This window comes from Bartonella sp. AA78NXGY (assembly GCF_042197005.1).
Classification (GTDB): Bacteria; Pseudomonadota; Alphaproteobacteria; order Rhizobiales; family Rhizobiaceae; genus Bartonella.
In genome coordinates this window covers 133,710-150,062 of record NZ_JBHIRI010000002.1, presented here as the reverse complement: position 1 = coordinate 150,062, position 16,353 = coordinate 133,710, and the positions used below count along the sequence as shown (strand labels likewise).

General features: G+C 36.8%; 11 protein-coding genes. 9 read left to right on the top strand and 2 right to left on the bottom strand.

Annotation, left to right across the window (positions count from 1 at the left end; all coding sequences use genetic code 11):
• Nucleotides 1-589 precede the first annotated feature (589 nt).
• A complete protein-coding gene (locus ACFINL_RS01865) occupies nucleotides 590-1,564 on the bottom strand; it encodes a tail fiber protein (RefSeq protein WP_375611203.1) in 975 nt (324 codons plus the stop codon).
• A gap of 1,866 nt (nucleotides 1,565-3,430) precedes the next feature.
• Here ACFINL_RS01865 and thiC point away from each other — a divergent pair.
• The 9 genes from thiC to ACFINL_RS01820 all read left to right on the top strand — a co-directional run bounded on the left by thiC (nucleotide 3,431) and on the right by ACFINL_RS01820 (nucleotide 15,140).
• Entirely contained in the window at nucleotides 3,431-5,266 is a 1,836-nt protein-coding gene (gene thiC, locus ACFINL_RS01860; RefSeq protein WP_375649496.1) for a phosphomethylpyrimidine synthase ThiC, read from the top strand.
• Nucleotides 5,263-6,213 (top strand): FAD-dependent oxidoreductase, encoded by a 951-nt coding sequence (locus ACFINL_RS01855; RefSeq protein ID WP_375649488.1) that lies wholly within the window; start codon nucleotides 5,263-5,265, stop codon nucleotides 6,211-6,213. The genes thiC and ACFINL_RS01855 overlap by 4 nt, the downstream gene beginning before the upstream one ends.
• A gap of 3 nt (nucleotides 6,214-6,216) precedes the next feature.
• Nucleotides 6,217-6,414, top strand: coding sequence for a sulfur carrier protein ThiS (thiS, locus tag ACFINL_RS01850; RefSeq protein ID WP_273791115.1), 198 nt, complete (start codon nucleotides 6,217-6,219; stop codon nucleotides 6,412-6,414).
• 4 nt (nucleotides 6,415-6,418) lie between these two features.
• Nucleotides 6,419-7,192: a thiazole synthase gene (locus tag ACFINL_RS01845; RefSeq protein ID WP_273791116.1), complete on the top strand. Its 774-nt coding sequence runs from the start codon at nucleotides 6,419-6,421 to the stop codon at nucleotides 7,190-7,192.
• Nucleotides 7,189-7,794, top strand: a complete 606-nt coding sequence (locus ACFINL_RS01840) for a thiamine phosphate synthase (RefSeq protein WP_375649478.1) — start codon at nucleotides 7,189-7,191, stop codon at nucleotides 7,792-7,794. Before ACFINL_RS01845 ends, ACFINL_RS01840 begins: the two co-directional genes overlap by 4 nt.
• Nucleotides 7,785-8,543, top strand: coding sequence for a hydroxymethylpyrimidine/phosphomethylpyrimidine kinase (locus ACFINL_RS01835; protein ID WP_375649662.1), 759 nt, complete (start codon nucleotides 7,785-7,787; stop codon nucleotides 8,541-8,543). Before ACFINL_RS01840 ends, ACFINL_RS01835 begins: the two co-directional genes overlap by 10 nt.
• 448 nt (nucleotides 8,544-8,991) lie before the next feature.
• A complete protein-coding gene (locus ACFINL_RS01830; protein WP_375649471.1) occupies nucleotides 8,992-9,831 on the top strand; it encodes a uracil-DNA glycosylase family protein in 840 nt (279 codons plus the stop codon).
• A 73-nt stretch (nucleotides 9,832-9,904) separates the two neighbouring features.
• Nucleotides 9,905-12,532 carry an aminopeptidase N gene (gene pepN / locus ACFINL_RS01825; RefSeq protein WP_375649463.1) on the top strand — a complete coding sequence of 876 codons (2,628 nt, stop codon included), beginning with the start codon at nucleotides 9,905-9,907 and terminating at the stop codon, nucleotides 12,530-12,532.
• A 286-nt stretch (nucleotides 12,533-12,818) separates the two neighbouring features.
• Nucleotides 12,819-15,140, top strand: coding sequence for an ATP-binding protein (locus tag ACFINL_RS01820; protein WP_375620708.1), 2,322 nt, complete (start codon nucleotides 12,819-12,821; stop codon nucleotides 15,138-15,140).
• On the opposite strand, the gene ACFINL_RS01815 is transcribed toward ACFINL_RS01820, so the two are convergent.
• Nucleotides 15,137-15,661 carry a methylated-DNA--[protein]-cysteine S-methyltransferase gene (locus ACFINL_RS01815; RefSeq protein WP_375611196.1) on the bottom strand — a complete coding sequence of 175 codons (525 nt, stop codon included), beginning with the start codon at nucleotides 15,659-15,661 and terminating at the stop codon, nucleotides 15,137-15,139. The genes ACFINL_RS01820 and ACFINL_RS01815 overlap by 4 nt on opposite strands.
• Nucleotides 15,662-16,353 lie beyond the last annotated feature (692 nt).

The following is a 16,353-nucleotide window of genomic DNA, read 5'->3' as shown; positions in this document are numbered from 1 at the left end:
TTAAAATAAACTCAATAACGCTTTTTGTAAGCCCCCTAATGCAAAAACAATGCGGAATATAGGGATGAGGAGAGAGTATAGAAATAGCGTTTGTCTTCTGCTTCATAAGCATAATGATGATTCCACTCAAAGGGGAACTATCATTTACAGATAAAGCCTCCTACCATGGCAATGCAAAGAAATGAAATCGACAACAAGGTGAGAAATATATTTATAAGATGAATTAACTCATACAGGGGTATGCTATTTTTGCACAAAAAACGCTAAAAATATTGTACTTTTTTATGCCTCAGGTTGAATAATTTTATTACCTTCCCCTATCAAAACACCTTATGAAAAAATATATCTCCAGATCTCTTCACGGCACAGTTTAAATGATTTTTAAACATTTTCCCTATGTTATCATATAATTATAAAATAAATTATATTCTTAACTCTTTCTTTCAATCATTTTAAATTTGTTTTTTGACGCTCTCAAGTATTCTATTAACAATATAGATTTCCTTTTCATATGTATAGAAAATAACGCGGAATTGCTCCGCGTTAACAAAATTATCAAGGTGTATAGATTATTATTACTTAAACATACTTATGATTTTATAGCATAGACAACGGTTGTATTAACAGGGCGCGTTTCTGCCTCACCCGTATGGGAAAGAGTTACCTTGTGTGTATGTGCACCAGCAGAAGCTGTTCTCCCTTTCAGGGTTGCATTATAAGTATAATGATTCGGGAGTCTCCCAATATCACCAACGGGCCATCCTACCCCTTGATACTCAAAATTATGCGCATGCTCGCCTGCGTTTTCAATACTCCCAATATGCGTATGTGATTTTATGCTATCTTGTTGTTCATCTGCAAACTTTCTACCACCATCTAAACCCCGACCATTATCAAAGCCGCGTAAAAACATGCCTCTAAAATCAGGAACTTTAAAAGTTTTATTGCTGTCTTTTCCCCATTTATCACCTATTGCCTCGAATAACTGCGGATAATCTTCACGCTTATAGGCCTTACCATCACATAAAAGCCAACCATTTGGCACATTTTGCATAGCAAATGTTGCAATAAATCCAGAGGGGAAACTTTCTATCTTTGGTGGTGTAGGGTTTAATAAATACCAACCCTCATGCTCTTTTATTAAAACACCATTATTGTATACCATTTCATAAATGCCATCTGTTTGAAATTCTCCACCTTCTAATGGTATAACCCCCGTATCAGTGGCTTTATAGATAAGCTTTTCTCCTATATTATTAACAGTTATTGTTGTCACGCCAATATTTACACCACAAGCTTTAAAACGTATGACGATATCATTGTTGTATTTCTTTATAGGCGAAACTGTCTTTAAGGTAATTAATGTTGTTTTATCTTCCAAATTTACTATAAAGCTTGAATTAATAGATCCACCATTATCTGCAAGATATTCGCGCACGCGCTGCATCATCGCCCTTGCACTATCATTAACAGAACTAGGCGGCTGTCCTTCTGCCCAATTAATGATACTATCTGAATAAGCATTTTCATCAGCCTTTAGAGACCAATCATAGATATTAGACATTTTAAATCCCCCATTATTTTCATAGTTTTTCTAACAACTTCTCGTTCTGTGCACTAAAATGTGCTGCCGCTGTTGATTGGTACATCATAACCACTGCACCATCCTTATTTACGCATTTTATCTCTCTTCACTCCTTCCAATTTTATAACCTAAATTCACCAGACGCTTTTCATAACATTAGTATTAATGCTTTCTCTTCTAATGTATAATGTAACCACCTCATCTGAGGTTACTTAATATCTTGTTTTGTTGCTTTGCTGTTGTTATATAATTATTTTTTCAATCTTGCATCTTGTTGCAAAATTTATAAATACTTCCAAAATTTTTCTTATTATGGATTTCATATAACCATTACTGAATGTAATAACTTATCATCCACATAGAAAGTTTCTGACTTAAACATTATCTTTTTTTATTTTTTTCAATAGTTTAAATCTATCTCGTCGATATTTTATACCATATATTTTAAACAAAGAAATTCTATCTTTTGGCTATCATTTGTATTAAAACTTTAAAAATTAGCTTCAAATTTTTTGCATGCTTCATTATGTTTTTATTCACATGCAGATACTTTGTTCTATTTTATTCAATTGATTTCTGAAATTGTGTCACAAGATTAGCACCAATGTTTTTTTTGAATAAGCTTTTGTTCAATCTAAATGTATCACAGAGAATATATTCAATATGGACATTTGCTCCACACTTTCATTGAACTGAAAATGAAATACTTTGAAATACTAAAGAAACACCTCACACCTTCACAAAATTTGAAGGTTGTATCCGATCCGGAAAAAATTAAAAAGCATAACCCAGCCCCTCCCCCAATTTTTATGAACAATATCCTTGTTTTTTAAACGCCCCATAACCAACTTTTCCCCTCCCACACTTAGCACATCCCCCTCTATATATTATTATATGTATATTTTTTTTGCAAGAACAATAAATCATTCTAAACAACATCTTGCAATTATTGGTGTTCTTCTTAATTCAAGGCAATATTATTTTTATAATAAAGATTAGGTATTGTTTCTCGCTTTTATTTATCGCATTCTTAATGCGAACATCCCCCTCATGAAGAATAGAATGCCCCAAACAAAATATAATGATATTGCATATTACGCACTTTTTAAGAAATATTGCTCAAAATATACTCCTTTCATTTTACGACAGCGCACGTCAATGATACAATAGCAAGCCATTATAGATCATCAGCTTTAAGCTTTTGAAGATACAAGTGGAATCCATCATACATTTTGTTGGCTCCCACGTTTTGACAGCCTCACTCTTAGAATGTTCATTAAATGACATTTGGCTTCCTTTCTTCAAGTGCTTTGCCCCATACGCTCCCACTTATGACGTGCAAGGAAGTGTTTTTATACGAAAAGATATATGATGAGAGGATCTTATGGTATTCTGAGTTATTATTTTAATATGAAAAAAATCTCAATCAAAGCCATAAACTATCTACTTTTCCCTGATAATCCGTTTTTAACTTTATTCTGGTTTATAAAAGCTTCAATATCATAGTTTATCACTTCATAATATCTATTTTCACTCTTAAAAACACACCAAAATCGTTTAAAATATATTTTTATGATTGACAATATAGATATTTAAGCCAACCATATTCGTATTAACAAAAATACTTCAAGTGGGAGGAGGCATGCAAATATTAGAATAGATATTGTATCAGTTTTTCAAAATAACTTTTCTTGAGCTGTATTGGGTTTTCTTTGCTACAAAGCAATACTATCCCTATTCATCTGAATGCTCGTGATTGATAATTTGAATACATCTCCATTAACATCGTAACTCCATTAACATCGCAACCTATTTTTGAACTCCGTGTCTATAAGGAAAAAGTTTGTGCAGAAAAATACTCCATCAATCAGTTGTAGCCCCTTTCCCGCTTCACGCAAAATTTATCAACAGAGCCTTCTCTTTTCTGATGTGCGCGTACCATTGCGTGAAATTTCACTGGCTGATGGCAGTGGTGAAAAACCTTTAAACGTCTACGATACTTCTGGCCCCTACACAGATAAAGATATGATCATTGATATTACAAAAGGCCTGCCAGCAATTAGCTTGCCTTGGCTCTCTAAGCGGGATGATACTGAAACTTATCCTGCACGATTAGTTAAACCTGAAGATAATGGATTGACTTCTGATAAAAACCTTACTCCAGCCTTTAAGCAAAAACGTTCTATTTTACGAGCAAAAAATGGCAAAGCAATTACACAAATGGCTTACGCACGCGCAGGCATTATTACCGAAGAAATGGAATATGTGGCTATACGAGAAAATGAAGGATTAGTAGTAAAAGAATGGCAGAATGTACCATCAAATGAAACATTTGCTGGATCAATACCAGAAATTTATACTGCGGAATTTGTGCGCAATGAAATTGCTTGTGGACGCGCCATTATTCCACAAAACATTAATCATCCAGAGTGCGAACCCATGATTATTGGGCGTAATTTTCGTGTTAAAATTAATGCTAATATTGGCAATTCAGCAGTAACTTCATCTATGGAAGAAGAAGTTGATAAAATGGTTTGGGCCATTCGCTGGGGAGCAGATACAGTTATGGATCTTTCTACAGGTCGAAATATTCACAATATTCGTGAATGGATTATTCGAAATTCTCCTGTGCCCATCGGGACTGTTCCTCTGTATCAAGCACTCGAAAAAGTACAGGGTATTGCCGAAAACTTAACATGGGATATTTTCCGTGATACCCTTATTGAGCAAGCAGAGCAAGGTGTTGATTATTTTACCATTCACGCAGGATTAAGATTACCATTTATTCCTATGACCATTGATCGTGTAACAGGTATTGTTTCACGAGGCGGTTCTATTATGGCAAAATGGTGTCTCCATCATCACAAAGAAAGCTTTCTCTATGAACATTTTGATGAAATTTGTGATATTGCACGCACGTATGACATCTCTCTTTCATTGGGGGATGGATTACGCCCTGGCTCTATTGCCGATGCCAATGATGAAGCCCAATTTGCAGAGCTTAAAACCTTGGGAGAATTGACAAAAATTGCTTGGAAAAAGGATGTACAGGTTATGATTGAAGGACCAGGACATGTCCCAATGCACAAAATTAAAGAAAATATGGAGCAACAATTAGATCTTTGTCATGAGGCGCCTTTTTATACTTTGGGACCTCTTACAACGGATATTGCTCCTGGTTATGACCATATTACATCAGCAATTGGTGCCGCTATGATTGGATGGTTTGGAACTGCTATGTTGTGTTATGTAACACCTAAAGAACACCTAGGACTCCCCGATAGGAATGACGTAAAAACTGGTGTGATCACTTATAAAATTGCTGCTCATGCCGCTGACCTTGCTAAAGGTTTACCTAGAGCACAATTGCGCGATAATGCTCTTTCGCGTGCACGATTTGATTTTAGATGGCATGATCAATTTAACCTTTCTCTTGATCCAGAAACAGCCTGTGCCTTTCACGATGAGACAATGCCTAAAGAAGCCCATAAATTAGTGCATTTTTGTTCCATGTGTGGACCAAAATTCTGTTCTATGCGTATTTCCCATGATATTCGTGAGGCAGCTGCAATAAGAAAAACAAAAGGGGAAGGTATGATCGCCATGGCCGAAAAATATCAGAAAAATGGTGACCTTTATATGGAAATTGTTCCTCCTCAAAAAAAGAAAGTAAATAGTTGAAGAACATTCTTATCAAAGGTGCAGGTGTAGGCGGCTTAACAGTTGCCTTTATGTTACAGCAAAAAGGTGCTTCTGTTACTGTATCGGCCCCCCCTCATTCACCTATAGGAAGTGCTAGTTGGTATGCAGGAGGAATGCTTGCACCTTACTGTGAAAGGGAAAGTGCAGAACAAATTGTTGAAGATCTTGGTGTACAAGCTATACAATGGTGGCGTAAAACGCTCCCAAACCTTGTCATACAAAAAGGCACTTTAGTGGTTGCACCTACACGAGATAGAGGAGAGCTTGAACGATTTTCTGTGCGTACGCATAATCACAAAACCGTAGATAATACAGAAATAGCTCATCTTGAACCAGATCTTGCGGAACGTTTTAACTGTGCACTCTTTTATGAAAATGAAGCCCATATTGATCCTCGCAAAGCACTTATGACTTTAAAAGAAAAGCTTCTCAACAATGGAGCCTGTTTTGTTGATGTAGAAATAGCTGAAAAAAAATTTGATATTGTTATTGATGCGACAGGAATAGCACGTTTAGGAAAAGATAAAAATATACGGGGCGTACGCGGCGAAATGCTTCTCGTGCGCTGCACCGATATTAAAATTTCGCGTCCAATTCGTCTTCTTCACCCACGGTTTCCTCTCTACATTGTACCTCGACAAGATAATATTTTTATGATTGGTGCAACGATGATTGAAAGTGACTTTGATGGTGCAATCTCTGTAAGATCAATGATGGAACTGCTCAACGCGGCTTATACTTTACATCCTGCTTTTGCTGAAGCAGAAATTATTGAATCTGGCGTTGGTGTTCGTCCATGTTATCCTAATAACTTCCCTTCTGTGCATAAAGATGGTAACTTTATTTCTATTAATGGATTTTATAGACATGGTTTTCTGTTGTCTCCAGAAATGGCAAAACGAGCAATGGAATTGGCATTGGAATAAAACATGCAAATATTTGTTAATGGTGAAACAGTCCAAACAGAAGTTATGACTCTCGGTCTCTTGCTTGAAGAATTGGGGTATGAAGGAAATTGGCTTGCAACTGCTGTTAACGCTGAAGTTGTTCCCATAGATGCACGAAGCCAATTTGTCTTGCATGAAGGAGATAAAATTGAAATTTTAAGCCCAATGCAAGGAGGCTAAAATTATGCTGAATCTTTATGGACGACAATTCTCTTCCCGTCTTCTATTAGGTACAGCGCAATATCCTTCACCAGCAATCCTTCGTGATGCTATTCATAAATCGAATACGGAAATTGTAACTGTTTCCTTGCGCCGTGAAACTGCAGGTGGAAAACAAGGTGGACAATTTTGGAAATTTCTTCAAGAACTTGGGGTAACAGTGCTTCCTAATACTGCTGGTTGTTATACTGTTAAAGAGGCCGTAACCACAGCCCAATTAGCAAGAGATCTTTTTAAAACGGCTTGGATTAAACTCGAAATTATCGGTAATTCAGACACCTTACAGCCAAATATTTTTTCCTTAATCGAAGCAGCTCAAATTTTAAACAATGAAGGTTTCAAAATTTTTGCCTATACAACGGATGATCTCATTGTTGCTGAAAAACTTTTTGACATTGGTTGCCGTGTTATTATGCCTTGGTGTGCTCCTATTGGTTCTGCCAAAGGACCTCATAATACTGATGGATTGCGTTCTATCCGTGCTTATCTTCCTGATGCTACTCTTGTTATTGATGCCGGCATTGGACGCCCATCACATGCCGCCATTGCGATGGAACTCGGTTATGATGCAGTACTGCTTAATACCGCAGTTGCTAAAGCAGGTGATCCTGTCTTAATGGCTGAAGCATTTTCTAAAGCTGTTCAAGCAGGACGTATGGGATATAAAGCTGGCATGATCGAAGCACGCAGTGTAGCAGTCCCTTCAACGCCAATCATTGGAAAAGCAGTATTTTCATGAAACTGGATCCATTTTACCTCATCGTTGATAACGCTGATTGGATTGAACGTTTGCTTCCTCTTGGTATCAAGCTCGTACAATTGCGTATGAAACATGAAAATCAACAACTAATCCGTCAACATATCAAGCGTGCAAAAAACATATGCAATAAATTGGGAGCACAATTAATTATTAATGATCATTGGGAAATAGCAATTGATGAAAAGTGTAATTTTATTCATCTGGGACAAGAAGACCTAAGCAATGCTGATCTTCACGCAATTCGTAAAAGTGGTATAAAAATTGGTCTTAGTACACATGATGAACATGAATTGGATATCGCACTCTCTGCTAATCCTGAGTATATTGCACTTGGTCCTATTTATCCGACAATCTTAAAAAAAATGAAATGGATGCCGCAAGGACTAGAAAAAATCAAACAATGGAGAAAGCGGATTGGTGTTTTACCTTTGGTGGGTATTGGTGGTTTAACACCAGAACGCGCAGTTGGTGTTTTAAAAGCAGGAGCAAATAGTGCTGCTGTTGTGACTGATATTATCCTCCATAAAAAACCTGAAGAGCGTGTACAACAGTGGATAAAAGTGACACAAACATGGCGTTGATACCTTCCATTCTTATTGTTGCGGGCACTGATCCAACAGGAGGTGCTGGTATTGTTCGTGATATAGAAACCTCTGCGCATTTTCAAATAAAAGCAAATTTAGCAATTACTTGTGTTAACGTACAAGATGATAATCGCGTTGTCGAAATCATTCCAATGCGTGGAGACCTCGTCGCTGCGCAAATGCGTGCTGCCCTAGAAGCAAATCCAATAAGCGCAATAAAAATCGGTATGACGGGGACAAAAGAAATTATAGCAGCAATCTGTAACGTACTCAAAGACTATCCCCATGTTCCAGTTATTTTGGACCCTGTACTTGTCGCTTCATCAGGAGGAAAACTAATAACGGAAACAATCATCGACACTATGATCGATAAACTGCTTCCTCATGTTGATCTTTTAACACCGAATAGAGAAGAACTCGCTCTTCTTAGCCAAAGTCCATTGGCATCTCATGATAAGCAAGCAATACAACAAGCAAAAAAACTTTTGTCATTGGGAGCTCGCTCTATTTTAGTAAAAGGGGGACATGCGGAGGGGCCTCTTGCAATTGATAGCTTCATTGACAAAACTGAAGTCATAAATATCTCTACTCCACGTTTAAAAGGAACAATGCGAGGAACAGGTTGCATTCTCTCAAGCGCTATTGCAGCGCATTTAGCATTAAATGAACCTCTCATTTCAGCGGTAAAAAAAGCAAAAGAATATATCCACACATTGCTTTTAACCCATTGTAAAAATAGTTTATAACGTCTTAGTATTTTCTCATGTAAAAGTAATATTTATATATTTCAATTAATATATTTAATTTTTTTAATAAAAGTTATTAAAAAAATATAATAATATAAAATTTATAATTAATCCTATAAATAAAATACTACAAAATTCACTTTCATTAAGTATTAAATATAGAATATAATGATAAAAAATATTATCACACCACTTGCATTCAGTAAAAAAATCTTTTATTATGAATGAGTTTAGTCTGTTTAAAAAGTTGAAATAGCGCAATTTAAACAAATTGTACATTTAAAGATGTATATAATAGCGAACACTCGCATTTTACGATTTGCCTTTTTTGTGAAAAGAGAGAATTTTATCGGCGTTCTTATACATTAATGGCTAGCGAATACATTTAATAAAACTTGAAGGATAATTTTGTTTGATCTATAATCGCTAGATCATTAGAAAAAGTAAAATGTTAAATCAAACGCCGTGCTCAATTTCCTATGAAGAACTCTTAAACTTTTATAAAGAAAGTGGTGCGGATGCCGTTCTGACGGATTTCCCTATTGATCGTTTTAAGCAGTCTGCTTGTTCAGAGAGAAAATTAATATCTGTCGTGAACATTTCTCATAATCAACAAGCATCTGCCAAAACATCTCCAACCGTAAAATTAGATCATCATCAGCTGCATAACTCTAGGACTATACAAAATGAATCCACAGCTATAGAGAGTGCAAAAAGTGCCAAGACACTTGATGAATTAAAATCTGCTCTCCTTGCATTTAATGGCTGTTCATTAAAATTGACAGCAAAAAATACCTGTTTTTCAGATGGAACAGCAGGAAGCCCCCTGATGCTTATAGGCGAAGCACCAGGACGAGACGAGGATATACAAGGAATTCCTTTTGTGGGAAAAGCCGGGATGTTGCTTAATAAAATCCTCGCATCAATTGGCTTAACAAGAAATAATGTTTACATTGCCAACACTATTCCTTGGCGTCCGCCAGGAAATCGTACACCAACACCAAGAGAAGTTGCCTTGTGCCGCCCTTTTATTGAACGGCACATTTATTTAGCGCGTCCTCGTGTTCTTATAGCACTAGGAGGCGTTGCTGCACAGTTTCTTACTGGATCTCAAAATGGGATTATCCGAACAAGAGGGAAATGGCATATCTATGAAAGCGAGGATAATATAAAAATACCTGTTATGCCAACTTTCCACCCAGCTTACCTTCTTAGAACCCCTAGTCAAAAGAAGCTTACATGGATAGACTTCTTAGAAGTAAAAAATCGCCTCGACAGCCTTTTGTAATTCTTTAATCCTATATTGCTTCTAAAATTAACACACCCTTCTTTAACTCTTAAAATACAAATGGGAAAAAACTATGAAACAGCCAATAACATCTATTTATCGTTTGGAAGACTACCAACCAACCCCTTACGTTATCCCTAAAACACAACTTTCTTTCCAATTAGCACCGACAAAAACCTATGTTACAGCCATATTGTCTATTGAATCCCGTCACGATACAAAAGAATTAACACCTCTTGTTCTTTCTGGTGATGATCTTACTTTAATTTCCGTTTCTATTAATGATGAGATATTAGCCCCAAACACTTATAAAGTGACGCCTTCACGTTTAGAAATTACAACGCCACCAACGGTTCCTTTTACATTGAAATTGGTTACGGAACTGAATCCTGAAAGCAACCGCCAACTTATGGGGCTTTATCTTTCAAATGGTGTTTATTGCTCACAATGCGAATCGGAAGGTTTTCGTCGTATTACTTATTTTTACGACCGCCCAGATGTTCTTTCTACCTATAGAGTGAAAATTGAAGCAGATACCCAAACAATCCCAATCTTGCTTTCAAATGGTAATCTGGTGGAAACAGGAACTTTAGAAAATAATCGCCATTTTGCCATTTGGGAAGATCCTTATCCCAAACCATCTTATCTCTTTGCTTTAGTAGGTGGAGATCTTGATAAGTTAGAAGACCATTTTACAACTGTATCTGGACGACGTATCGAGCTTGGTATCTATGTAGAAAAAGGAAAAACCGAACGCGCAACCTATGCAATGGATGCTCTTAAACGTTCCATGCGTTGGGATGAACAATGTTTTGGGCGCGAATATGATCTTGATGTTTTCAATATTGTTGCTGTGTCCGACTTTAATATGGGAGCAATGGAAAACAAAGGCCTTAACGTTTTTAATGATAAATATGTTCTTGTCGATCCTGAAACAGCAACCGATCAGGATTATAGAAATGTTGAACGTGTCATTGCACATGAATATTTTCATAATTGGAGCGGTAATCGTGTTACCTGTCGCGATTGGTTTCAACTCTGTTTAAAAGAAGGATTCACTGTTTATCGTGATCAGGAATTTTCATCAGATCAAAATGTACGCAGCCTACAGCGAATTGAAAATGTAAAAGCATTAAAAGCAACGCAATTTGCAGAAGATGCAGGACCTCTTGCGCATCCTGTGCGTCCTCGTCAATATAGCCAAATTAATAATTTTTACACAACAACTGTTTATGAAAAAGGTGCTGAAGTTGTTCGCATGATACGGACTATTTTAGGTCCTACTCTTTTTCGTAAAGGCACTGATCTTTATTTTCAACGTCATGATGGACAAGCTTGTACAATTGAAGATTTTATTACCTGTTTTGCTGAAGTGTCTGGTCAAGACTTCTCCCAATTCATGCTATGGTATGAACAGGCAGGAACACCCAATGTAGAAATCGATAGTCATTATAGCGATGGTGTTTTAACAATTCATGCAAAGCAACATATTCCCGTTACCCCACAACAAAAAACAAAAAAGCCCATGTTTATCCCTATCGCTTTTGGACTCCTAGGACCTAACGGAGAAAACCTCACCTATGAAGCAGATACAAATATTCAATCAGATGTTATGCTTTTATCCAAGGAAAGCCAAACCTTTACATTAAAGGGACTGCGTGAAAAACCCGTTTTATCACTGCTGCGAGACTTTTCAGCACCAATCATTCTACACACTCCATTCAATGAAAGAGAACTTATTTTTCTTGCACAACATGATGACAATCACATCAATCGCTGGCAATCTCTTAATCATTTAATGACGCAAGCTTTGATTCAAAGCATTCAAGATAAAACACAAGAAAAAGCAACACTCCCTTCTGCTTTGCTAAAGCTGATTGAAACGATCATAACAGATGAAACCTTAGAGCCTGAATTTCGTGCCTTCTGTTTAAATTTACCTAGTGAAGTTGAGCTTGCTCATACAATCGGTAAAAATATTGACCCAGATCGTATTCATTATGTCCGCAATCAGTTTTTAGTTTCACTTGCACAAACTCACCAAGAGCTCTTAACAAAACTCTATGGACAAATGCAAACCCAAGAGCCCTATTCACCAAACACTGCACAAGCTGGAAAGCGAGCATTAAAGAATATCATACTGGATTACCTTTCCATTGCTGAAGCCAATCCAAATCGAGCTGCTATACAGTATGCAACAGCTGATAATATGACTGACCGTATGGCGAGTATCGCTGTTCTCGTGAAGCGTTTTAATGAAAATGAGCAGGCACAAAATGCCTTAAATGATTTTGAAAACAGCTATCAGAATGACCCTTTGGTCATGGATAAATGGTTTTCTATTCAAGCAATGGTTGCTGGCACATCAACACTCGAAAATGTTCAAAAGCTCATGCAACACCCGCTATTTTCAAAGGATAATCCTAATCGTGTACGATCTCTGATCGGTGTCTTTGCCTCTAACAACCTAACAGGCTTTAACAGAGTTGATGGTGCCTCCTATGATTTTCTTTGCCAAATCATTTTAGAAATTGACAAAAAAAATCCACAGCTTGCTTCACGATTATTAACAACTTTGCGCTCTTGGCGACAATTAGAATCTATTCGGCAACGAAAACTTGAAATGGCATTAAAAACGATTGCTGCCGCGCCAAAATTATCAAGCGATGTTTCTGATATCATCAACCGTCTGCTTACTTGAAACAAAAAATTATTTTAAATCAATATGCTATAATATTTTTTAAAATAAATTCTATAAACTATTCGATCATCATTAAATCTATAAACAGGCAATCTAAGCCTGTTTATAGATCACGTTTAAAGTACTTTTTTCTTTTCATATTCCAAAATCATAAAAGTAAAATTATTTTTTTTTAAAAAAAGACTGGACAGAAGACTCCTGTTTTGATTCATTGCACTCGATGGGGTTACTATGAATATCGAAGCAGTTTTTAAATCACATTATTCCAGAATTAAAGGAACGCGAGATGGCTAAATTGGACGCATATAATGCGCCAAGGGAGGTGTATGCTGATTCAAAATCAAGCGCTCAAAGTCGCAAGGAGCGGACAGAGCGTACCAATCTGTTTTCTGGTTCTGCCTATAAAAAACTTCTTTTTATTGAACCTTGGCTGCGACGTTCACTCCCATTTGTAATTCTTGCATTTCTTGTTATACTAGCAGCAATCCGTTTCCTATCAATCTATGATTGGCGCAACACAATTGATAAAAACACGCATTCTACCATCGCTCTCTTAGCTTCTCATATTACCAATACAATCGACCGTGACTTACTTGCCGCCACTCGACAAGGAAAAGCTGCTGCTCTTTCTCATAATCATTTACAAAATATCCTGACTAATTTTCGTAACAAAGGTTTTATAAAAACCAGCGCTGTTATTGCTATTGTCGATCAAAAAGGCAATGTCCTAGCTTCATCAAGTTCCGAGATTGTCTTAGGAAAACCCTTACAGAATTTTACCTCTGAAAGCATTACTTTACAAGCTCTAGGAAAACATGCTGGAATCATGAAAATTACAATAGGAAAAGATATTCCTGCTCTCGCTTCCTTTCAGCAAACAGAAAATGGACAATATGGGGTATTCATCAGTGAAAAAATGCAACATATTTACATGGAATGGCGGAAAGCTCTCTCGTTAAATATAACCATGTTCATTGGAACTAGTGGCGTTATCCTTGCTCTTCTTTATGCTTATTACAACCAAATTGTACGAGCACGCAAAACAGATCTTGTTTCAGAAAAAATTCAAAACCGTATTGATATGGCAATGATGCGTGGACGCTGTGGACTATGGGATTGGAATATGGCAAGTGGACGCGTCTACTGGTCACGAGCAATGTACGAAATGCTCGGCTATGTCCCTCAAGATGCATTGCTCTCAATTTCCCAAATTAGCGCCATTATCAATCCAAATGATGCGAATTTTTTTGACCTTGCTCAGGAATTAATGAGCGGTAAAAAAAAGCATATCGATATTAACGTTCCTATGCGTCATGCTGATGGTCATTATGTATGGATGCGCATTCGTGCCGAAGTTACTGAAGAAGAAGAACCCCATTTGGTTGGTATTTCCTTCGATATTAGTGAACAGCAACAATTGGCTGAACAAACAGCGCAAGCCGACCTTCGTATCCGTGATGCGATTGAAAACATTTCAGAATCTTTCGTCTTGTGGGATGCTGAAGGACGTTTAGTCATGTCCAACAGCAAATTTTGCGAATATGCCGCTATTCCTAAACAAATTCTCCAATCAGGTATCCAACGTGCAACCGTCGAAGCCATGGCACGCCCTGCACTCAGTGAATATCCCCTTAAAGATGATGGTACTGGTAACTTAACCAGTATTCGCCAAACGGCAGATGGTTGTTGGCTCAAAATTAACGAACGACGAACCCAAGATGGAGGATTGGTTTGTATTGGTACTGACATTTCTGAGCTTAAACAACAACAGGAAAAATTTGAAGACAGTGAAAGGCGTCTTTTTTCTTTCATTCAAGAACTCAAGCGCGCGCGAGGGAGTGCTCAACAACGCGCAACAGAAGTTGAAAAACTTAATAAAAGTCTGAAAGCAGAAAAAGAACGCGCCGAAAGTGCTAATAAGGCTAAATCAGAATTTTTAGCCAATATGTCTCATGAATTGCGCACGCCTCTGAATGCTATTCTTGGTTTTTCAGATATCATGTTGCAATCGACTTTTGGTCCTCTTGGTTCACAACGCTATAAGGAATATATGCATGATATTTACAATTCAGGAACCCATCTTCTAACCCTTATCAATGACATCCTTGATATGTCAAAAATCGAAGCAGGAAGATTTACGCTTGATTGTAAAAATACCGATCTTGAGCCCATCATTAGTGAAGCAGTACGAACACTAACACCTCAAGCTCAAGAAAAAAATATTGTTGTTACAACAAACATTACCCCAGAACTTCATGCTGAAGTTGATGGTCGTGCAATGAAACAGATTTTCCTTAATCTCATCTCTAATGCCGTTAAATTTACGCCTTCTGGCGGAAATATTGATGTCTGCGCTTTCAAGAAAAAAAATAACCTTATTTTTAAAATTACAGATACAGGCGTTGGTATTCCCCAATCAGCAATTAAAAAACTTGGGCAACCTTTTGAACAAGTCGAAAATCAGCTCACTAAATCTCATACGGGCTCAGGTCTTGGATTAGCCATTTCACGCTCCTTGCTAGAACTCCACAAAGGAAAACTTGAAATTACTTCAAAAGAAATGAAAGGAACAACTGTAACGATTATAATGCCCATCACACAAAGTTAAATTTTTCCATTTTGTTCCCGTTGTAGTAAAATCTGTTTCCGTTTTTCCCCCCAACGATACCCTGAAATAAAACCATTTTTACGCACAACACGATGACACGGAATGATAATAGCCAATTCGTTACGTGCACAGGCATGAGCAACGGCACGAAAAGCTTTCGGCATACCAATACGGCATGCTAAGATCTCATATGAAATTGTTTCACCACATGGTATATCACATAATACTGCCCATACTTGTCGTTGAAAAACTGTACCATTTATATCTAAGGGAAAATTATATTTTTTTACCAGCTTAGGTGTTTCTATCATGGCTATAATATGGGCAACTTCTCTCTTAAATGTATTGTCACCTACAACTTGTTGTACATCACCAAAGCGTATCGTAAACTCCTGTAATAATTGCTCTATAGTGTCTCCTAACGCTATATGACAAATCCCTTTTTGAGACCTAGCCACCAAAAGCTTTCCTATTGATACATCTTTCAGACAGAATACTCTCGTTTGGGAAATATTCAGCATTTTAGCCTTCTTTATATTTTAAAAAGTTTTGAACATCATCCATAAAGTAAAGGGAGAGTATTCACTATCTTTTAAAAACAAACAAAATCATTCTGAAATTATCTCCTTAGCCATTGTATTAAATACACTCTCACCTTTTTATGAAATGGAAAGATACATAGATTGACTTTCTTCCTACCCTAAGACGGAAACTTCGACCAGAGCTGATCTATCAACAATCTTGCTTTTTATATAACAGATTCCAACTGAACCCATTTGATATGGTTTATTTCATAAGCTCTCTACAGACAAATCCTGCTCTGAATTCTATCATACACTCTAACAAAAACACCTTAATGTGGTAAATTTTCATACCTTATATCACAACTCTAAACGGCAGTATTTTACGGAACAACACGATAAGCTTCCCATTTTATTTTACGAAATCCCATCGAACCATAAATAATAGCTTATGTTTTACAAGCAACAGAAAAAGCGCGTGCTCTCTTAAGCAAAAAACGTCATAAAACACAAAGAAAGTATGCCGGCAATGGATTGGAAAGATGTTCCGGCTTTTTATGCTCCACAGTATGCTTGAATATTCTAATTTGTTGGAGCACTGTTATTATTTTTTATCAAAGGTCATACTTTTGATAAACTGACGAGATGACTCAACTCAAAAAAGAAATTTATCTTCAATTTTATGAAAAAAA

Bases quoted from the DNA above. Each gene is read 5' to 3' on its own strand.
- ACFINL_RS01865 (WP_375611203.1), bottom strand. From the start codon at position 1,564: ATGTCTAATATCTATGATTGGTCTCTAAAGGCTGATGAAAATGCTTAT.
- thiS (WP_273791115.1), top strand. From the start codon at position 6,217: ATGCAAATATTTGTTAATGGTGAAACAGTCCAAACAGAAGTTATGACT.
- ACFINL_RS01845 (WP_273791116.1), top strand. From the start codon at position 6,419: ATGCTGAATCTTTATGGACGACAATTCTCTTCCCGTCTTCTATTAGGT.
- ACFINL_RS01840 (WP_375649478.1), top strand. From the start codon at position 7,189: ATGAAACTGGATCCATTTTACCTCATCGTTGATAACGCTGATTGGATT.
- ACFINL_RS01835 (WP_375649662.1), top strand. From the start codon at position 7,785: ATGGCGTTGATACCTTCCATTCTTATTGTTGCGGGCACTGATCCAACA.
- ACFINL_RS01830 (WP_375649471.1), top strand. From the start codon at position 8,992: ATGTTAAATCAAACGCCGTGCTCAATTTCCTATGAAGAACTCTTAAAC.
- pepN (WP_375649463.1), top strand. From the start codon at position 9,905: ATGAAACAGCCAATAACATCTATTTATCGTTTGGAAGACTACCAACCA.
- ACFINL_RS01820 (WP_375620708.1), top strand. From the start codon at position 12,819: ATGGCTAAATTGGACGCATATAATGCGCCAAGGGAGGTGTATGCTGAT.
- ACFINL_RS01815 (WP_375611196.1), bottom strand. From the start codon at position 15,661: ATGCTGAATATTTCCCAAACGAGAGTATTCTGTCTGAAAGATGTATCA.